Annotated in this window: 20 protein-coding genes; 7 read left to right on the top strand and 13 right to left on the bottom strand. The window is 68.2% G+C overall.

Annotation, left to right across the window (positions count from 1 at the left end):
• Positions 1–4: 4 nt before the first annotated feature.
• The gene (gene ykgO / locus NYR55_RS08845) at positions 5–130 is read right to left on the bottom strand and encodes a type B 50S ribosomal protein L36 (protein WP_260020881.1); all 126 of its coding nucleotides are present in this window, start codon (positions 128–130) and stop codon (positions 5–7) included.
• A gap of 218 nt (positions 131–348) precedes the next feature.
• On the opposite strand from ykgO, the gene NYR55_RS08840 reads away from it, so the two are divergent.
• From NYR55_RS08840 to gpmA, 4 genes are read left to right on the top strand one after another with little or no spacing between them, the layout of a single operon-like run.
• Positions 349–960, top strand: coding sequence for a DUF4136 domain-containing protein (locus NYR55_RS08840; RefSeq protein ID WP_260020879.1), 612 nt, complete (start codon positions 349–351; stop codon positions 958–960).
• Positions 957–2,075, top strand: a complete 1,119-nt coding sequence (locus NYR55_RS08835; RefSeq protein ID WP_260020878.1) for a M14-type cytosolic carboxypeptidase — start codon at positions 957–959, stop codon at positions 2,073–2,075. The genes NYR55_RS08840 and NYR55_RS08835 overlap by 4 nt, the downstream gene beginning before the upstream one ends.
• Entirely contained in the window at positions 2,072–2,548 is a 477-nt protein-coding gene (locus tag NYR55_RS08830) for a GNAT family N-acetyltransferase (RefSeq protein ID WP_260020877.1), read from the top strand. The genes NYR55_RS08835 and NYR55_RS08830 overlap by 4 nt, the downstream gene beginning before the upstream one ends.
• Before the next feature lie 43 nt (positions 2,549–2,591).
• Positions 2,592–3,278 carry a 2,3-diphosphoglycerate-dependent phosphoglycerate mutase gene (gene gpmA, locus NYR55_RS08825; RefSeq protein WP_260020876.1) on the top strand — a complete coding sequence of 229 codons (687 nt, stop codon included), beginning with the start codon at positions 2,592–2,594 and terminating at the stop codon, positions 3,276–3,278.
• Between the two features lie 121 nt (positions 3,279–3,399).
• Here gpmA and NYR55_RS08820 read toward each other — a convergent pair whose 3' ends face one another.
• Complete coding sequence (locus tag NYR55_RS08820; protein WP_260020875.1) at positions 3,400–3,780, bottom strand: hypothetical protein; 381 nt, start codon at positions 3,778–3,780, stop codon at positions 3,400–3,402.
• A 258-nt stretch (positions 3,781–4,038) separates the two neighbouring features.
• Between NYR55_RS08820 and purE the strand changes: the two genes are divergently transcribed.
• The gene (purE, locus tag NYR55_RS08815) at positions 4,039–4,527 is read left to right on the top strand and encodes a 5-(carboxyamino)imidazole ribonucleotide mutase (RefSeq protein WP_260020874.1); all 489 of its coding nucleotides are present in this window, start codon (positions 4,039–4,041) and stop codon (positions 4,525–4,527) included.
• On the top strand, positions 4,524–5,594 hold the full coding sequence (locus NYR55_RS08810) for a 5-(carboxyamino)imidazole ribonucleotide synthase (RefSeq protein WP_260020873.1): 1,071 nt from the start codon (positions 4,524–4,526) through the stop codon (positions 5,592–5,594). Before purE ends, NYR55_RS08810 begins: the two co-directional genes overlap by 4 nt.
• Before the next feature lie 16 nt (positions 5,595–5,610).
• On the opposite strand, the gene NYR55_RS08805 is transcribed toward NYR55_RS08810, so the two are convergent.
• The 3 genes from NYR55_RS08805 to NYR55_RS08795 are packed head-to-tail and all read right to left on the bottom strand — an operon-like array spanning position 5,611 to position 8,671.
• Positions 5,611–6,402 carry a 3'(2'),5'-bisphosphate nucleotidase CysQ gene (locus NYR55_RS08805; RefSeq protein WP_260020871.1) on the bottom strand — a complete coding sequence of 264 codons (792 nt, stop codon included), beginning with the start codon at positions 6,400–6,402 and terminating at the stop codon, positions 5,611–5,613.
• Positions 6,395–7,741 (bottom strand): metallopeptidase TldD-related protein, encoded by a 1,347-nt coding sequence (locus NYR55_RS08800; protein WP_260020869.1) that lies wholly within the window; start codon positions 7,739–7,741, stop codon positions 6,395–6,397. Before NYR55_RS08800 ends, NYR55_RS08805 begins: the two co-directional genes overlap by 8 nt.
• Before the next feature lie 39 nt (positions 7,742–7,780).
• Positions 7,781–8,671 carry a prephenate dehydratase gene (locus NYR55_RS08795; RefSeq protein WP_260020868.1) on the bottom strand — a complete coding sequence of 297 codons (891 nt, stop codon included), beginning with the start codon at positions 8,669–8,671 and terminating at the stop codon, positions 7,781–7,783.
• A gap of 150 nt (positions 8,672–8,821) precedes the next feature.
• On the opposite strand from NYR55_RS08795, the gene NYR55_RS08790 reads away from it, so the two are divergent.
• Entirely contained in the window at positions 8,822–9,436 is a 615-nt protein-coding gene (locus NYR55_RS08790) for a cytochrome c family protein (RefSeq protein WP_260020867.1), read from the top strand.
• Between the two features lie 59 nt (positions 9,437–9,495).
• Here the strand turns inward: NYR55_RS08790 and NYR55_RS08785 are convergent, their stop codons facing one another.
• The 8 genes from NYR55_RS08785 to ribH form a co-directional block, all read right to left on the bottom strand.
• Positions 9,496–10,380, bottom strand: coding sequence for an LOG family protein (locus NYR55_RS08785; protein ID WP_260020866.1), 885 nt, complete (start codon positions 10,378–10,380; stop codon positions 9,496–9,498).
• 52 nt (positions 10,381–10,432) lie between these two features.
• A complete protein-coding gene (locus NYR55_RS08780; protein ID WP_260020865.1) occupies positions 10,433–11,245 on the bottom strand; it encodes an ATP-binding protein in 813 nt (270 codons plus the stop codon).
• 35 nt (positions 11,246–11,280) lie between these two features.
• Positions 11,281–13,305, bottom strand: a complete 2,025-nt coding sequence (locus NYR55_RS08775; RefSeq protein ID WP_260020863.1) for a tetratricopeptide repeat protein — start codon at positions 13,303–13,305, stop codon at positions 11,281–11,283.
• Positions 13,289–14,650 (bottom strand): PEP-CTERM-box response regulator transcription factor, encoded by a 1,362-nt coding sequence (gene prsR / locus NYR55_RS08770; RefSeq protein WP_260020862.1) that lies wholly within the window; start codon positions 14,648–14,650, stop codon positions 13,289–13,291. Before prsR ends, NYR55_RS08775 begins: the two co-directional genes overlap by 17 nt.
• The gene (gene prsK / locus NYR55_RS08765; RefSeq protein WP_260020861.1) at positions 14,647–16,689 is read right to left on the bottom strand and encodes an XrtA/PEP-CTERM system histidine kinase PrsK; all 2,043 of its coding nucleotides are present in this window, start codon (positions 16,687–16,689) and stop codon (positions 14,647–14,649) included. Before prsK ends, prsR begins: the two co-directional genes overlap by 4 nt.
• A gap of 10 nt (positions 16,690–16,699) precedes the next feature.
• Positions 16,700–18,088, bottom strand: coding sequence for a TIGR03013 family XrtA/PEP-CTERM system glycosyltransferase (locus NYR55_RS08760; protein WP_260020860.1), 1,389 nt, complete (start codon positions 18,086–18,088; stop codon positions 16,700–16,702).
• A 107-nt stretch (positions 18,089–18,195) separates the two neighbouring features.
• Complete coding sequence (locus NYR55_RS08755) at positions 18,196–18,735, bottom strand: GNAT family N-acetyltransferase (protein WP_260020859.1); 540 nt, start codon at positions 18,733–18,735, stop codon at positions 18,196–18,198.
• Positions 18,732–19,154, bottom strand: coding sequence for a 6,7-dimethyl-8-ribityllumazine synthase (ribH, locus tag NYR55_RS08750; protein WP_260020858.1), 423 nt, complete (start codon positions 19,152–19,154; stop codon positions 18,732–18,734). Before ribH ends, NYR55_RS08755 begins: the two co-directional genes overlap by 4 nt.
• Between the last annotated feature and the right edge of the window lie 17 nt (positions 19,155–19,171).

Here is a 19,171-nt window from a genome sequence, read left to right as displayed (position 1 = left end):
GCCTTTAGCCCTGGCGGGCCTTGAAGCGGGCCTGGGTCTTGTTGATGACGTAGATGCGGCCGCGACGGCGGATCACGCGGTTGTCCCGGTGGCGATCCTTGAGCGACTTCAGAGAATTGACGATCTTCATGACCGGCTGACCTTGCAATCCAGAATGAACAGGGGTTCCGGATTTGGGCCCGGAAAGAGGCGCTCGCCTAATCGAGGGGGGGCATCAAGTCAAGGGATGCAGGGCCAAAGCGGGCCAAAACCGGCGGGGATGGACACTGGCGCGGCCCGAGGCGTTAAGGCATGGTGCCGCCGGGCGCCGCGATGGCCGCCCGCGTATCAAGAGGGAACAGGTTACCCATGCCGCAAAATGCCGTTTCCCGCCCCCTGCTGGCGCTGAGCGCCGCGCTGATGCTGGGCGCGTGTGCCACCACCCCGTCGCTGCCGCCGGCGAGCGCGATCCGATATCATCTGAACACGCCGATCGAGCCGGGCACGGTGGCGATCGAGGCAGTGACCAGCGGCGGCGAGCCGAGCTTGGCCTATCGCGCCTATCTGGATGCGGTTGCGGCGGAGCTGGGCGATCTGGGCTTTACCATCCTGCCGGACGGACAGGCGGCCAGCAGCCGGTACGTCGTCGCCGTGTCGTTCAGCCGCGCGGCGGCGGGTTCGGTGCGCAGCCAGTCGCCGGTGTCGATCGGCCTGGGCGGCGTTTCGGGCGGCATGGGCGGCGCGGTTGGCGGCGGCCTCAATCTGGGCCTGGGCGGCCGGACGCGGCAGATTTCGGCAACGCAGCTGAGCGTGCAGATCCGCCAGCGGTCGGACAGCACCACCATCTGGGAAGGCCGGGCCGAGGGCGAGACGGTAAACGGCACCCCGGCCGGCGAACCGGCGGCGGTCGCGCAGCGGCTGGCCGATGGCCTGTTCGCGCGATTCCCCGGCGAATCAGGCATCACGACGACGATCCGATGAGCATTTCCATCAACGCCGCGTTCGACAGCGGCAATATCGACCTGACCATGATCGAGGGCGACCGGGTGGACCTGACCATCCGGGCGGATCATCTGTCGGAATTCTATCAATGGTTTCATTTCCGCGTGGCGGGGGCAAAGGGGCGGACGCTGACGTTCCGCATCCTGAACGCGGGCAACGCGGCCTATGCCTTTGGCTGGCCCGGCTATCGTACGCGGGTCAGCACCGACCGGGCGCACTGGCGGCTGGCACCGACGGACTATGCCGATGGCGTCCTGTCCTTTACCCACAGTTTTGACAGCGACGTCGCCTGGTTCGCCTATTTCGCGCCCTATTCGATGGAGCGGCATCAGGACCTGATCGCGCGCATGGCGGCGATGCCGGGGGTTCAGCACCGCGAATTGGGCACCACGCTGGACGGACAGGCGATCGATTGCCTGACGCTGGGCACCGGGCCGAAACAGGTGTGGCTCTATGCCCGCCAGCATCCGGGCGAGAGCATGGCGGAATGGTGGATGGAAGGCGCGCTGGAAAAGCTGACCGATCCGTCGGATGTGCAGGCGCGCGCCCTGCGCGACAAGGCGACGTTCCACATCGTGCCGAACATGAACCCGGATGGTTCACGCCGTGGCCATTTGCGAACCAATGCGGCTGGCGTCAATCTGAACCGCGAATGGCACGCGCCGACGCCGGAGCGCAGCCCCGAAGTGCTCTGCGTGCGCAATGCGATGGACGAAACCGGCGTCGATTTTGCGATGGACGTGCATGGCGACGAGGCGATTCCGGCCAATTTCCTGGCCGGGTTCGAGGGGATCCCGAGCTGGACCGACGCGCAGGGCGAGAAATATTACGCTTATGGCCGAGCGCTGGCCGCCAATACGCCGCTGTTCCAGACCGAGCGGGGATATGAAAAGGCAAAGCCCGGCCGGGCCAACCTGTCCATGTCGACCAATCAGCTGGCCGAACGGTTCGGCGCGGTGGCGATGACGCTGGAAATGCCGTTCAAGGATCATGACCCGTCGCCGGACCCGGAATATGGCTGGTCGCCCGATCGCTGCAAGGCGCTGGCCCATGCGTGCCTGGACACGCTGGCGGGGTTCGTCGACGGGTTGTGACACCGGCGACGGCTCTGGCGATCCGGGAGGGCGAGCTGGACGATCCGGCGGTCATTGCCCTGCTGAGGGTTCACGCAGAGGGGATGCTGGCCGCGTCCCCGCCCGGCAGTTGTCATTTCCTGGACCTGTCCGGCCTGAAACAGCCGGAAGTGCGGTTCTTTTCCGCCTGGATCGGCGACCGGTTGGCCGGGATCGGCGCGCTGAAGCGGCTGGATGCCGGGCATGGCGAGCTGAAGTCGATGCGGGTGGCCGAGGCGTTTCTGGGTCAGGGGGTTGGGCGGGCGATGCTGGAACACCTGATCGCGACGGCGCGGGCGATGGGCATGACGCAGCTGAGCCTGGAGACGGGCAGCACCGCGCCCTTTGCCCCCGCATTGGCGATGTATGCGGCCCATGGGTTCGAACCGTGCGGCGCATTCGGCGATTATCGGGATGGCGACCCGTTCAGCCGCTTTCTCACCCGCGCGATCTAGGCTAGCGGCACGGCGAAACCCAATCATTCCCGAAAGGAAGCCCATGCCCAGCCTCGTCCTGATCCGCCACGGCCAGTCCGCCTGGAACCTGGAAAACCGGTTCACCGGATGGTGGGACGTCAACTTGACCGAGCAGGGGATCGAGGAGGCAAAGGCGGCCGGGCGGATGCTGGCCGACAAGGGGTTCGATTTCGACCTGGCGTTCACCAGCATGCAGACGCGCGCGATCAAGACGCTGAATCTCGCGCTGGAGGAGATGGGCCGGCTGTGGCTGCCGGTGGTCAAGGACTGGCGGCTGAACGAGCGGCATTATGGCGGCCTGACCGGGCTGAACAAGGCGGAGACGGCGGCGCGCCACGGCGAGGAACAGGTCCATGTGTGGCGGCGCAGTTTCGACGTGCCGCCCCCGCCGATGGAGGCTGGCAGCGCGTTCGACCTGGGCACCGACCGCCGTTATGCCGGGATCGCCATTCCGTCGACCGAAAGCCTGAAGGACACGATCGCCCGTGTCCTGCCTTATTGGGAACAGGTGATCGCGCCGGAACTGCGCGCGGGCAAGCGGGTGGTGATTTCGGCGCATGGCAATTCGCTGCGCGCGCTGGTCAAGCACCTGTCCGGCATTTCGGATGCGGATATCGCGGCGCTGGAAATCCCGACGGGACAGCCGATCGTCTATGAACTCGACGACGCGCTAGGCGCGACGGATCGCTATTATCTGAGCGAACGCTGATCGGCGGCGGCCCCGAACCGTCATCCCGGCAAGGGAGGAAGCGCCGGGATGACGGGGGACGAACGGACGATCCCCAGGGGGATGGAAGGGGACCGTCCGGCGACCTGCGTGAAGCGTGGGTTCAGGCCGTGGCGGGTGACGCTGCGGGCCGCAGGAAATTGAACACCGAATCGATGAACTGAAGCGCGCGATCGGTCAGCTCGATCCGCGGCGCGCCCTCTCCGCCCGTGACCAGGGCGATCATGCCGTCATCGACCAGCCGGTCGAGCACCAGCGCAAAGGCACCCTCCGGCACGGCGATTTCGTCGCGCACCTGTGCCGCGGTCATCGGCGTCGCCTGTTCGCGCGCGATCGACAGCCGCAGCAGGATATCCCAGCCGGGCTCACCGAAATAGCCGCCGGGCGCATGGGCATCGCGCCAGCGGCGGAACTGATAGACCTCGGCCGGGGTCGAAATGGGCTGACCCACCTCGCCCGCGCCATGCGCGTGCATAAGTTTCAATGCTCTCGTCCTGATGGATGGCGACAGGGTGCCGCAGTGCCGATCCGTAGTGCCGGCCGGTTTCTCGCTGGAAACAGGGTGCGCTTAGCGGATGCGGGCGCCGCCGTCATGTCCCGTAGGTGCGGGACATTAACCCTGTTCGACCTGGGTTTTTGCGGGTTGGGGCCACAGGCCGGGCCAATCCCCGTTGCTCTTGGCCGGAAGCCCGGCTAACCCGCCGCCAGTCAGGCGTTTCCTGCCGCGGTGAGGGGAAGACAGATGGCCGATCGCCAGCCGCTGGTCGGCATCATCATGGGCAGCACATCCGATTGGGAAACGATGCGCCATGCCGCCGACGCGCTGGCTGCGCTGGCGGTGCCGCACGAGGTAAAGGTGGTTTCCGCGCATCGCACGCCGCAGCGATTGTACGATTATGCCCAATCCGCCGCCGACCGGGGACTGAAGGTGATCGTGGCCGGCGCGGGCGGGGCGGCGCACCTGCCCGGCATGGCGGCGGCGATGACGCACCTGCCCGTGCTGGGCGTGCCGGTGGAATCCAAGGCGCTGTCGGGCATGGATAGCCTGTTGTCGATCGTGCAGATGCCGGGCGGGATTCCGGTAGGCACGCTGGCCATCGGCAAGGCGGGGGCGACCAATGCCGGCCTGCTGGCCGCAGCGATCCTGGCGACGCAGGACGAGGCGCTGGCCGAGCGGTTGAAGGCATGGCGCGCGGCGCAGACCGACAGCGTGGCGGACGCACCGCAATGAACGGCGCGCTTCCACCCGGATCGACCATCGGCATCATCGGTGCGGGACAGCTGGGCCGGATGCTGGGCGTGGCGGCGGCGCAGCTTGGCTATCGCGTGCATGTGTTCGCGCCCGCCAGCGGCCCGGCCAACGACATCTGCAACGCGTTTACCAAGGCCGCCTATGACGATGCCGACGCGCTGGCCGGATTCGCCCGCGCGGTGGATGTCGTCACGTACGAATTCGAGAATATCGAGGCGGGGCCGATCGCGGCGCTGGCCGACAGCGTGCCCGTGCGCCCCGGCGTCGAGGCGCTGCGCACCGCGCAGGACCGGGTGCTGGAAAAGCGATTTGTCGAGGCGCTGGGCGGGCGCGCCGCCCCCTGGAGGATTGTCGTGGATCGCGCGGCGCTGGACCGGGCGATTGCCGAAATCGGGACGCCCGCGATCCTGAAGACCAGCCGCTTCGGCTATGACGGCAAGGGTCAGGCGCGGCTGATGTCCCCCGCCGATGCGGACGCGGCGTGGGCGGCGATTGGCGGACAGCCCGCGATCCTGGAGGGGTTTGTCCGGTTCGAGCACGAGTTTTCGATCCTGCTGGCGCGCGGTGCGGATGGTGCGGTGCAGGGGTATCCCCCGCCGCTGAACACGCACCGGGACGGCATTCTGGCAACATCCGCCGTGCCCGCGCCCGCGCCGGTCGCGGCGCAGTGGACCGAGGCGGCGGCGCTGGCCGGACGGGTGGCGGAGCGGCTGGGTTATATCGGCGTGCTGACGCTGGAATTCTTTTGCGGGCCGGACGGGCCGGTGTTCAACGAAATGGCGCCGCGTGTGCACAATAGCGGGCACTGGACGATCGAGGGCGCGGAAACATCGCAGTTCGAAAACCATGTCCGCGCGATCTGTGGCCTGCCGCTGGGGCCGACGGGCCTGACCGGCCAGGGCGTGGCCATGGAAAACCTGATCGGCGAGGATGCGCGCCGCTGGCCCGACCTGATGGCAGAGCCGGGCGCGCACCTGCACCTGTATGGAAAGGTGGAGATCCGTCCGGGCCGCAAGATGGGCCATGTGACGCGCGTGACACGCTGATCAGTGGCCGCGCTGATCAGCGGCCGAGGGCTTCCACGGCGCGGTCGCGCAGCCGCTCGATTGCAGCGGCATGGATGCCCGGCGCGGCGGCGATGACGCCGAACGCCTGACCGCGGGGCGTGTTGAACCGCAATTTCCGCCCCAGCGCATCGGTGACCAGCGCGCCGGCCTCTCGCGCGATCAGAACGGCGGCGGCGATATCCCATTCATGGCCCCAGCGGATCGTGGCGAGCAGATCGGCATCGCCGCCCGCAACCATCGCGATGCGCAGCGCGATGCTGTTCGGCTTTGCCACCGCGACCAGATCGCGGTCGGCGCTGGGCAGCGTGTCGGCGGGAACCCGCGCGCCGGGCAGGTCGGTGCGATCCGAAGCGCGCACCGGCACGTCGTTCAGCATCGTGCCGCGGCCCGCGCGGGCCAGCCACAACTGGCCAGTGACCGGGGCATAGAGCGCGGCGACCAGCGGCTGCTCCCCCTCGACCAGCGCGACCGACACCGCCCAGCCGGGGCGGCGGCGGATGAAATCGCGGGTCCCGTCAATCGGATCGACCACCCAGACCCGCCGCCGCATCAGCCGGTCGGACCGGTCCAGCGTTTCTTCGGACAGCCATCCGGCATCGCCGTCGATTGCCGCCAGCGACCGCTTGAGATGATCATCCACCTCAAGATCCACGTCGCATACCGGCTGGCCCGGCGATTTTTCCCAGGCATTGAATGCGCCCTGCCAGCGATCATGCGCCAGATCGCCGGCCGTGCGGACGGCATCGGCGACCGCGCGGGTCAGGGCATCGCCGCCGCCGTCAGCCACTCGCCACCGTCATCCCGTCGATGCGCAGGGTGGGGACGTTGATGCCATAGCGAAATTCAAGGTCGTTCGCCGGGGTCAGCGCCAGGAACATCTGTTTCAGATTGCCCGCAATCGTGATTTCCTGAACCGCTGGGCCGATCTGCCCATCCTCGATCAGGAAGCCGGAAGCGCCGCGACTGTAATCGCCGGTGATGCCGTTCACCCCCTGACCGATCAGTTCGGTGACATAGATGCCGCGCCGCACATCGCCGATCAGCGTTTCGGGCGGGATGGTGCCCCCTTCCAGATGCACGTTGCTGGCCGTGACGCCCGGCGGACCGGACAGGCCGCGCGTGGCATGGCCGGTGGGTTCACGGCCAAGTTGACGGGCGGAGGCGGAATCCATCAGCCATGTCTGAAGCACCCCGTGATGGACGATGGCCAGCGGCGACACCGGCAGCCCTTCGCCATCGAACGGGCGGGAGCGCAGGCCATGCGGGCGATGGGGATCGTCCATGATCGTGATCCCGGCGGGCAGGATGGCGGTGCCCAGCGCGTCGATCAGGAAACTGGTGCGCCGGGCAATGGCCGACCCGGCAATCGCGCCGATCAGATGACCGATCAGGCTGGACCCGACGCGCGGATCGAACAGCACCGGCATGGGTCCGCTGTCGATGCGAACCGGCGCGCGGCGCGCCACCGCCCGTTCGCCCGCGCGCGCGCCGACCAGCGCCGGTGGTTCCAGCATCGATTGGTGCCGGGCGGTGTGATGCGCGTAATCGCGGTGCATCCCGGCATCGTCGGCGGCCAGCACGCTGGCCGATACGGAATAGCCGGTGGCGGCATAGCCGGCGGCAAAGCCGTGACTGGTGGCAAGGGCGGTGATCCCGCGGCTGGCGCTGGCCCCCGCCCCTTCGCTGTTGGTGACGCCCGAAACCGCGCGGGCCGCATCCTCTGCCGCAAGCGCGCGGTCCTTGAGCACCGCCGGGTCGGCATCGCCGCCATCGTCCAGGTCGAGCAGCGGGGCATCCCCGTGCATCAGCCGCTCTGCCGGCGCAAGGCCGGCCCAGTCATCCTCTGGCGCCAGCCGCGCCATTGCCACGGCGCGTTCGGCCATGGTGCGCAGCGCATCGGGGCCGAAATCGCTGGTCGAAACGCTGGCCGACCGCTTGCCGACAAAGACGCGCAGGCCAAGTTCCGCGCCCTCCGACCGGTCGACATCCTCCAGCACGCCAAGGCGCACTGACGCGCCGATCGCGGTATCGGCGGCGATCAGCGCATCGGCGGCATCGGCGCCCGCGCGGCGGGCGGCATCGACGGCGGCGCTGGCCTGCGCCACGGCCTGTTCAATCGTCAGCATCGGTTCGACATAGGGCGCTGCGGCCCATCCGCCAATGGTTCAGCCGCGCTTGCGCGCCTGGGTATAGGTGCCGAGCAGCCGGACCCATTTGGAATGGAAACGCAGTTCATCCAGCGCGCGATCGACGGCGGCATCGCCCGGCCGCCCTTCGATGTCGCAATAGAATTGCGTGGCGGCAAAGCTGGCCCCGGTCTGATAGCTTTCCAGCTTGGTCATGTTGACGCCGTTGGTGGCGAAACCGCCCATCGCCTTGTACAGCGCGGCGGGCACGTTCTTCACCTCGAACACCAGGGTCGTCATGTGCGGACCGGCGGGCTGCGCATCCGGTGCCTGACGCGCCAGCACGACGAAGCGCGTGGTGTTGTGATCGGCATCCGCGATATCGCTGGCCAGCACCTCAAGCCCATAGAGCGCGGCGGCCCCCGGCGGGGCGAGCGCGGCCAGCGCGGGATCGCCGGATGCCGCGACCAGCGCGGCCGCCCCGGCGGTGTCGGCATAGACTTCCGGTTCGATGTCGTGGCTGCGCAGCCAGTGGCGGCACTGGCCCAGCGCCTGTTCATGGCTGATCGCGCGGCGCACGCCTGCCACGGGGCCACGGCCGAGCAGCGCGTGGCGGATCGGCAGGAAATGTTCGCCGGTGATGACCAGACCGGATTCGGGGAGCAGGAAATGGATGTCGGCAACGCGGCCGTGCAGCGAGTTTTCGATGGGGATGATCGCGCAATCCGCGCGCCCGTCGCGCACTGCGTCGATCGCCTCCAGAAAGCTGAAACAGGGCAGCGGCGCGCAATCCGGAAACGCTTCCAGCGCGGCGACATGGCTGTTCGCGCCGGGTGCGCCCTGAAACGCGACGGCGCGCGCCGGATCGGCCAGGGCGGCGGCGGTCATGCGCTGAACCAGCGGACGGGCGGGGGCGGCGAATTGCTGCATCGACGGCGCGATTAGCCCCCGCCCCCCGCCGGCGCAAGACGCGGGCCGGATCGCGGGCCGGCGCGGCAAAGCCACGGCTTGCGGTGCTGCACCTGCGTCGGTAAGGGATCAGCCGACCTAATTTTCTTCATGCGGGACAACGCACGGAACATGGACAATCAGACGAACACGATCGCGGGTTGGGTGCTGGCGGGATGCGCGGCTGCGCTGGGCCTGTCGATCGCGAGCGGCATGATCTTTCACGGTGAAGCCCCGGAAAAGCAGGGCTATCCGGTTGCAGCGGCCGAGGATGCCGGTGGCGGCGGCGGCGGCGGTGCGGCCGAACCGCCGATCGCGGCGCTGCTCCAGACGGCCGATGCTGCCGCGGGTGCCGAGGTGTTCAAGAAGTGCGCGGCGTGCCATTCGGTGAATCAGGGCGGTGCCAACGGCATCGGTCCCAATCTGTGGGGCATCCTGGGCAAGCCGCATGCGGCGGTTGCCGGCTTTGCCTATTCCGACGCGCTGAAGGCGGTTGGCGGCAACTGGGACTTCGATTCGATGAACCAGTGGCTGAAGAGCCCGCGCAAATATGCCGAGGGCACCAAGATGACCTTTGCCGGCCTGTCCAAGCCGGAAGACCGCGCCAATGTCATCGCCTATCTGAATTCGCAGGGGTCGAACCTGCCGCTTCCCGCCGCCCCGGCAGAGGGCGCTGCGGCCCCGGCTGCCGATGCGGCCGCTGCTGAGGCAGCGCCTGCCGACGCGATGGCCAACGCCGCCCAGTAAAGCGCGATCCCGTTTCCCTGTCACCGCCACACGCGTGGCGATGACAGGGACGGTCGATGTCATTGCGCGGCCTGGGCCATTTTTTCGCGCATCGCATAATAGCCCTGGATGTAATCCCATCCTTCCTGCGCCGTTTCGACATAATGGAACAGGTCGAGGTCACGCGGCGAGATCACGCCTTCTTCGCACAAAGCCTCGAAATTGATGACCCGTTCCCAGAATTCGCGGCCATAGAACAGAACGGGCATCCGCTCGACCTTGCCGGTCTGCATCAGAGTCAGCAGCTCGAACGCCTCGTCAAAGGTGCCAAATCCGCCGGGGAACACCGCGACGGCGCGCGCGCGCAGCAGGAAGTGCATCTTGCGCAGCGCGAAATAGTGGAACTGCATCGACAAGGCCGGCGTCACATAGGGGTTGGGCGCCTGTTCATGCGGCAGGACGATGTTAAGGCCGATGGATTCGGCCCCCGCCTCGCACGCGCCGCGATTGGCCGCTTCCATGATCGACGGGCCGCCGCCGGAGCAGACGACGAACTGGCGCGTGCCGTCGGGGTCCACCGGATAGGCGCTGGCCAGGGTGGCGAGCGCCTTTGCCTCGTCATAATAACGGGATTTGGCGACCAGCCGCTCCGCGATGCGCCGCGCCTGATCGTCGCTGGCCAGATCGAGCAGCGCCTGCGCCTTGGCCGGTTCGGGAATCCGGGCCGAGCCATAGATGACGAGGGTGGAGCCGATCTTTGCCTCGTCCATCACCAGCTGCGGCTTGAGCAGCTCAAGCTGGAAGCGGATGGGGCGCAGATCCTCGCGCAACAGGAAATCCATGTCCTGAAAGGCGAGGCGATAGGAGGGATGCTCCGTCTGCGGCGTATGGGTGCCGCAACGGGCGGTTTCGGCGTCTTCTTCAGCGCGGCGAAACACGCGCTTTGGCAGTTGGCTTTCAGTCATTGCCTTTAGCTAGGCGATCGTTCCGCCCGCCGCCAGCCATCCCGCCCGATTTTCAGGCGACCGGCACCCCGGCCCGCCCGGCCAGATCCACGACATAATGCCACGCGACCCGGCCCGACCGCGCGCCGCGCTGCGTCGCCCAGCGGATCGCATCGGCATCGTCGGCAACCAGGCCCAGCGCGGCGGCATGGGCATGGACCACCGCCAGATACTGATCCTGATCCACGGCATGAAAGCCGAGCGACAGGCCGAACCGGTCGGCCAGCGCAAGCTGATCGTCGGCGGTGTCGCGCGGATTGATCGCATCGGCCTCTGCCGCGAAATCGCGGGGGACGAGGTGGCGGCGGTTGGACGTGACGACCAGCCGGGCATTGTCCGGCCGGGCAGCGGCCCCGCCCTCCAGCAGCGAGCGAAAGGCGCGGCCCTCGCCCGGCGCGTCAAAGCCCAGATCGTCGATGAACAGCACAAACGCGCGCGGCACCGCGCCGATCAGCGCGAACAGCCGGGGCAGGGTGGCGATGCGCGCCGCGCCGACATCGATCATGGCGATATCGGCCCCCGTGCCCTGAAGTTCGGCGACGACGGATTTGACCAGCGCCGATTTTCCCGTGCCGCGCGCACCCCAGAGCAGCACATCCTGCGCCGCGGCACCATCGGCCAGCCGGCGAAGATTGGCGAGCAGCAGATCGCGCTGACGATTCACCCCGACCAGCCGGGCGAGCGGCAACGGCCGGAACGCAGCGATCGCCGACAGCGACGCACCGTCCCAGCCATAGGCGGGATGCGCAGCCGGATCGGCCATCGGCGCGGGCGGCGGGCTCAGCCGTTCAAGCGCGGCAGCGATGCGGGCGATCGGATCGGTCATGACGGCCGCCCTCCTAACCCGCGTTCGCCGAACCCTCAAGCAAGCCCGGCGAGCAGCGCCTCTGCCTCTGGCCGGTCGACAAAGCGGGGATCAGCGATCAGCGCGCGCAGCAGGGTCGCGGCCTCTGTCCGGCGGCCCGCCCCGGCATAGGCCTGAGCCAGCCGCCAGCGCAGCACCGCCTGATCCGGGGCAAGCGCCACCGCCTTTTCCAGGATCGGCACCGCACCGGCCGCATCGCCCGCAACCAGGCGCGATAGGCCAAAGGCATGGACGGCGACGGCATTGGCCGGGGCAAGGGCATAGGCCCCCTCGCCATAGCGGCGGGCGGCATCGGCATCGTCCAGCCCGGCATAACCCTGTGCCAGCGCGGCGAGCAGGGCGGCGTCGCGATTGCCGATGCGGAACCGGATATCCTCCAGCGCGTCGACCGCATCGTCATAGCGCCCGGCAGCAAGCTGACGATCGGCAAGCAGGCGCAGCGCCATCAGGTTGCGCGGATTTTGCGCGACGAAGCCCGCCAGCACCCCGGATGCACCAGCGGCATCGCCGGTCCGCTCCATCCCCTCGATCAGGCGGAGGAGCACGGGCTGATCGAACCGGATGGCGGCGGCGCGGCGATAGGGCGTCAGCGCATCGGCCGGCCGGTTCAGCGTCATCAGCACGTCGCCGACCAACAGGAACGCGCCCGGCGCGCCGGGATTGTCCGCCGCCACCCGCTGTGCCCGGGCAAGCGCATCGGCCGGTCGTCCAGCCTCGATCAGCGCGCGGATATAGGGGATGGCGACATCGGGCCGGCCGGGCGCTTCATCGGCTGCGGCCTGAAGCACCGCCAGCCCGGCATCGCTGGAAAAGGGCGCAGGCGCAGCGCGCACCGGCCAGGCGGCGCGATCCAGAAAGGCGCCCGCCTCTGCCCGCTCACCAATCCGTTCAAGGCCGCGACCGACCAGTTCCAGCGCATAGCTGTCGGCATCGGCACGAAGGACCAGCGGGCGCAGGACGCGGACGGCGTTGCGCGCGGCATCGACCCGCAACAGGCTGGCCGCGAACAGGCGACGGACGTTGAGGTTCATCGGCTGCTGATCGATCAGCTGGCCCAGCTTGGTCGCGGCCTGTTCATTGGCGCCCGCCTGCATATCCAGCGTCGCGGCCAGCAGCAGCCCGCCGGGCATGGCCAGCACGCCGGGACCGCCCCGTTCCAGCACCGAACGGGCCAGCGCATAGCGCCCGGCACGGGCGGCCAGCAGCGCCTGAAGATAGAACACGCGGGGACTGGTCGGGCGCGCCTCTGCCGCGCGGCGGGTCATCGCCAGCATCTCGACACTGTGCCCCGTATCGCCCAGCGTCGCGGCCAGTTCGATCAGCGCATCGTGATGATAGCCATCGATCGCCACCGCCCGGCGGAACCAGGGGATGGATGCGACCAGCCCGGCCTGTTGGCGGACAAGTTCGCCGCGCAGGACCAGCGCGTTCACATTCTGCGGCCGCAACGTGACGGACCGGTCGGACGCGGCGATGGCACCGACCAGATCGCCGGCGACAAAGCGGAACCGGCCAAGGTCGGTCCACGCATCACCGTCCCGCGGGGCAGCGGCCACTGCCTGTTCGAGGTTGGCGCGCGCCGCCGCCAGATCGCCCAGCGCCAGCATGGCCAGCCCGCGCATCCGCAAGGCATAGACGCGGTGGTCGGGCAGCGCCTGACCCACCGCCTGCAACGCAGCGCGGCCATCGCCCTGCAGCACGATGGCATGGGCGCGCAGATGCTGCACCCCGGCAAGCGGCGTCCCGGCGGCAACGGCGCGTTCCAGTTCGCCCTCTGCCTGTGCGCCCTCGCCCAGCGCCAGATGGGCACGGGCCAGCGCCAGATGCGCCGCCGCCATATCGGGATTGGCGCGAACGGCCTTCCATGCCCAGGCGCGTGCGCCCGTGGCATTGCCCGCCGCCATCAGCCGGGCGGAACGGGCCAGCTGATCGCCGGCCGCGCCGTCATCGGCGCTGGCGGACGCGACCGGCACGGCCAGCAGCATGGCGAGCGGGGCAAGAACCCTAGGGCTGAAGGTCATAGGCCTTGATCAGGTCATAGAGGGTCGGGCGGCTGATCCCCAGCAGCTTGGCACTGCCGGAGATGTTGCCGTTGGTGCGGGCAAGCGCGCGGCGGATCGCCCGGCGGTCGGCGATTTCGCGCATCGCCTTCAGGTTGATGGCGTCATCGCCTTCGCCCGGTTCGGCAAGGTCGAGATCGGCGGCGGTGACGCGCGCGCCATCGGCCATGATCACCGCCCGCTTTACCCGGTTTTCCAGTTCGCGGACATTGCCGGGCCAGCCCCATGCGTCGATCGCGGCCAGAGCATCGGGCGTGAACCCCTTGACCGCTGCATTCATCGACGCGGCGTGTTTGCGCAGGAAATGGCGGGCGAGCAGGCCGGCATCGCCGGTGCGTTCGGCCAGCGCCGGGATGGGCACGACGATTTCGGCCAGCCGGTAATACAGATCCTCGCGGAACCGGCCATCGGCGACCATCGCATCGACATCCTGATGCGTGGCGCACACGATGCGCGTATCGACCGGGATTGCGCGGCGGCCGCCGATGCGTTCGATCACCCGTTCCTGCAAAAAGCGCAGCAGCTTGACCTGAAGCGGCAGGGGAATGTCGCCGACCTCGTCCAGGAACAGGGTGCCGCCATGCGCCTGTTCGATCTTGCCCTCCGTCGTCTTGACCGCGCCGGTGAACGCGCCCTTTTCATGGCCGAACAGCTCGCTTTCCAGCAGCGTTTCGGGGATGGCGGCACAGTTGATGGCAACGAACGCGCCCTTTGCCCGGCGGCTGACATCGTGCAGGCCGCGCGCCAGTAATTCCTTGCCCGTGCCGCTGGCCCCCAGCAGCATGACCGAGACATCGGCCGCGGCGACGCGCTCGATGGTGCGCGTCACCTTCTGCATTTCGGGCGCGGCGGTGATGATGCCGCCGATCGAGGCCCGGTCGCCGCCGGGCCGTTCGCGCAGGCGACGGTTTTCCGCCTCCAGCGCATGAACGTGAAAGGCGCGCGCGACGATCAGGCCAAGCGCGTCGATATCGATCGGCTTGGCGTAGAAATCGAATGCGCCCATGTCGATCGCCCGCAGCGCGCTTTCCCGTGCGCCATGGCCGGACGCCACGATCACCTTTGCATCGGGTTTCAGGGCCAGGATATCGGCCAGCAGGGCAAATCCCTCTGTCGTGCCGTCCGGGTCGGGCGGCAGGCCGAGATCGAGGGTGATGACGGCCGGTTCGTCCGCCCGCAACGCGGCAAGCGCGCTGTCCCGGTCGCCGGCAACCGTGACCTGATAGCCGTCATAGGCCCAGCGCAGCTGCCGCTGCAGGCCCAGATCGTCCTCGACGATCAAGAGACGGGGGGCGTCGGCGCTCATGCCGCTTTCTCCATGCTGGGCGTGTCGGTGATGGCGGCGGGAACGGCATCGGCACGGGCCAGCCGCACGCGAAAGCGGCTGCCGATGCCGGGGGTGCTGTCCACATCGATCCGGCCGCCCATCGCCTCGGCCAGCTGGCGCGCCTCGAACGCGCCGATGCCGAAGCCGGTCGGCTTGGACGAGACAAAGGGCCGGAACAGCGATTCGCGGATGAAGGCGGCGGTCATCCCCGCACCGCAATCGATGACGTCGATCCACACATGATCCTGCGCCTCGCCCGGCCGCACGGTGACGGGCGTGCCGGGTGCGCTTGCCTCGACCGCATTCTGGACCAGATGGGCGAGCAATTGTTCCAGCCGCTGCGGATCGGCCAGCGCGACCGGGTGGCTGTCGCCGTCCATCACGATGGGCTGACCCGGACGGCGGGCGATCACCGCATCGATGACCGGGCGCAGCGAGACCGCGCCCATCACCTCTGCCCCGCCGCCGCGCTGCTGATGCGACAGCCGGGCGATCAGATCGGTCATCCGGCCCGCCGAATCGCGCAGCGTGGCGATCATGTCGGCGCGGAATTCGGGGTTGTCGGCATGGCGTTCGGCGTTGCGGGCCACCAGGCTGAGCTGGCTGACCAGATTTTTGATGTCATGCAGGATGAAGGCGAAGCGGCGGTTGAATTCGTCGAACCGGCGCGCCTCGGCAAGCGCGTCCTGGGCGCGCGCCTCGGCCAGGTAACTTGCCGCCTGACGCCCGGCGACGCGGAGCAGGTCGAAATCCTCCCAATCCAGCGCCCGGTCGAGCGGCGGCCGGGCGAGCAGGATCGCGCCTGCCAGCGTGCCGACATGCGGCAGCGGCACAATGATCCAGGCATCGGTTTCGGCAAGGATCCAGGCCGGAACGGACGGGTCGCCGCCCGCGCGGCGCACCGCGTCCAGTTCGACGATCCGTTCATGCGTATCCGGGGGCACGATCATCGGCGCATGGTCGGCCACCGGCAGCGACCAGCGCCAGCCCGATGCGACGGACAGGCCATCGCCCGCCGGCAGCAGCAGCAGCCCGGCCGGGGCATCGACCAGATCGGCCACAGCCTTGACCACCCGTTCGTCGAGGGTGGCGCCGCTGTCCGGCTGGCCCAGCGTTTCGGTGAACCGCTGCCATTCGACGCGATAGTCATAGCGGTGGCGAAACAGGTGCTTGGCCAGCTTGACCCGCACCCAGGCGCGCAGCCACGGGCTGGACAGGAAGACGAGCGTTGCGGCCGTGGTGCCGAACACGAACGCCGCCTGACCCAGCCGGGCATAGTCGCCGCCCAGCACCGCGATCAGGCTGAGCGCGGAAAGAAGCAGCGTCAGATAGACGATCGCGCCAAGCAGCCAGAGCGACTGCATCAGCGCGGTGCGCGACACCTGAACCCGCCGGTCGGTGCGCGCGATCAGCGACAGGGCAAGCGCGGCGGCAATCATGCCCATGGCGATGCCGCGCGCCGCCAGCAATTCGTCCGAAACGCCGCCCGCCGCCAGATGGAGCAGCGCGCCGTTCGCCTCGATCAGCCACAACACCGATGCCGCCGCGATCACGGCGCGGCCCCGTCCCATCGTCGCGGCGCGATAGCCATTGAGGAGGAGGACCAGCGCCGCCACCGACACCATCAGATTCAGCGCCGCCGACGCATTCAGATAGGCATCGGCCGTGGCGGGCGCGGCAGCGGTGGCGGCCAGCGCGACCATCATCTGCGTCCCCTGTATCAGCAGGACGACCAGATAGACGAGGCCAAGCGCGGCCGGGGGACGCGTCAGCGCAAGGCGATGGACCAGCGCGGCGAGCAACAACCAGGCCATGCCGCGCGCACCGGCCGCAAGCCGGGTGCCCAGTTCCACCGGGCCGACCCCCGCCACCGCCAGCGCCCAGAGCGCGGTCAGGGCAAGCGCGGCGACCAGCGCGGGCCGCGGGACGCCGGGCACGGGCCGGCGCAGCGTTGCCAGCGCCAGGGCAGCAAACAACACCGCTGCACTGGCATGACCCCAAAGGATGATCGCGGCCATCATGCCGGCGTTACCGCGCCCCTTCCGGCCACAGGACGACGCGCACCGTCTGAATCAGGATCAACAGGTCGAGAAAGGGCGAATAATTCTTGGCGTAATACAGGTCGTATTCCAGCTTTTCGCGGGCATCCTCGACCGACGCGCCATAGGGGAAATTGATCTGCGCCCAGCCGGTGATGCCCGGTTTCACCATATGGCGTTCGGCATAATAGGGCAGTTGCTGTTCCAGGTCGGACACGAATTGCGGCCGTTCGGGGCGCGGGCCGACAAAGCTCATTTCGCCCTTCAGCACGCTCCAGCACTGGGGCAGTTCATCCAGGCGGGTCTTGCGGATGAAGCGGCCGACACGGGTGATGCGGGGGTCGTCCTTTTCCGCCCAGACGGCGTTGCCTGCCACTTCGGCATCGACGCGCATCGAGCGCAGTTTCAGGATGTTGAACGGCTGTCCGAACAGGCCGACCCGGCGCTGGCGGTAAAAGGCCGGACCCTTGCTGTCGAGTTTGACGAGGATCGCGGTCAAGAGGATCACCGGCCCGGCCAGCGTCAGCAACAACAGGCTGGCCGTCACGTCGAACAATCGCTTGAACAGGCTGGACAGCATCCGGCCCGATGAAAAGCCGTCGGAAAAGATCAGCCAGCTGGGATTGACGCTGTCCAGATCGACCCGGCCGGTTTCGCGTTCCAGAAAGCTGGAAATGTCGTTCACATGGACGCCGGTCGTCTTGATGCGCAACAGGTCCTTGAGCGGCAGGGCGTTGCGACGTTCCTCCAGCGCCAGCACGACTTCGGCGGCGTTGAGCAGCACGACATGATCGGCCAGGTTGTAGATCGCATCGCGCGCGATCGCTTCGGGAATGACGCGGTTCGTCTCGCTCATCGCGACATAGCCGACGACGACGAAGCCCGCACCGCGCGAGGCGGCGAGCCGTTTCAGCCGCTGGGCGCGCGGCCCGGCACCCAGCACGACGACCCGGCGCTTGAACACCTGTCCGCCCAGCGTCTTGCCCAGCAGGATGCGCATCAGCGTCAGCATCACCACCGCCGCCGACATCGCGTAGAGCAGGTTGGAGCGCCAGAAGGTCAGCACCGGCACCAGAAAGAAGATCACCGACAGAAAGATGATGCCGAGCGATACGGCGACGATCAGCCGGGCGACCGCCACGCGCAGCGATTGCAGCGCATCCGCGCCATAGACGCCGACCGCGATCATCGCGACCTGAAGCGACAGGGCAAAGCTGAACAGTTGCGGCAGGCGGGTGTGCAGCGGTTCGACCAGCATGTCGATCTGACCCGCGCGAACGACCCAGCCGATTTCCGCTGCAATCAACAGCAGGATGAGATCGAACAGGCCAAGCAACAGCACGGCATAGGGAACGTAATGCTTGAACAGTCTGATCATCGACCCGTCCGATGCGCTTCACTGTCAAATCCGCCGACAGTCGATCCGGCTGTCGCAGAAATTGACAAAGAAAAGCTGAATCGGCGCAGATCGGCCGGCAGACGGCGTCAGGCGATGCGGCGGCTCCGCCATTGATCGGCGGTCTGGCCCCAGGCATCGACCTGGACCGCCTCATGCGGCGGGGGCAGCGAAACCGGGCCGCCATTGGTCGACCCCAGCCGCCGGGCAAGCGCGATGGAGCGCAGATTGTCGGGGGCGATGGTGTGGATCACCCGTGTCCAGCCCAGCACATCGACGGCATAGTCCATGCACGCCATCGCGGCTTCATGGGCATAGCCGCGACCAGCGAAGCCGGGATGGACGCCCCAGCCCACCTCTGTGCCCGGCCAGCCTTCGGGCTGCCAGGGGCCGATCCGGCCGACCCAGCGCCCGGTGTCGCGTTCGATGACCGAGAACATCGCAAAGCCGCGAATGTCCCATGCCCCGCGCATCGTGCATAGTTCCCGCCACGTCACTGCACGCGATTTGACCCCGCCCAGAAAGCGCATGGCGTCGGCATCGGCATTCATTTCCGCCCAGCCATCCAGGTCCGACGCCTCCGGCAGGCGGAGGATCAGTCGCTGGGTGGCAAGGACGGGCGCGGTCACCGGCCGAAACGGTCGCGCAGCGCGAGCATGGCCAGCGCCGCCTTGGCCGCTTCGCCGCCCTTGTCCTTTTGCGCGGGATCGGCGCGGACCAGCGCCTGCGCCTCATTCTCCACGGTCAGGATGCCGTTGCCGATGGCGACCCCGTCCATGGTCAGCGCCATGATGCCGCGCGCGCTTTCGCCCGCCACGATTTCGAAGTGATAGGTTTCGCCCCGGATAACGACGCCGATCGCGACATAGCCGTCATAATCGCCCGACTGATCCGCCAGCGCGATGGCACCGGGGATTTCGAGCGCGCCGGGGACGGTGACCGTTTCATGGTCATGACCGGCCGCCTTGATCGCAGCACGGGCGCCGGCGAGCAGCAGATCGTTGAGATGATCGTAGAACCGCGCCTCGACGATCAGAAACTTGGCCATGGGATGCTCCTGCAACA

The organism is Sphingomonas sp. BGYR3, from assembly GCF_025153455.1.
Taxonomy (GTDB): domain Bacteria; phylum Pseudomonadota; class Alphaproteobacteria; order Sphingomonadales; family Sphingomonadaceae; genus Sphingomonas.
The sequence above is the reverse complement of the archived record's forward strand: the minus strand, read 5'-3'. Positions and strand labels throughout refer to the sequence as shown.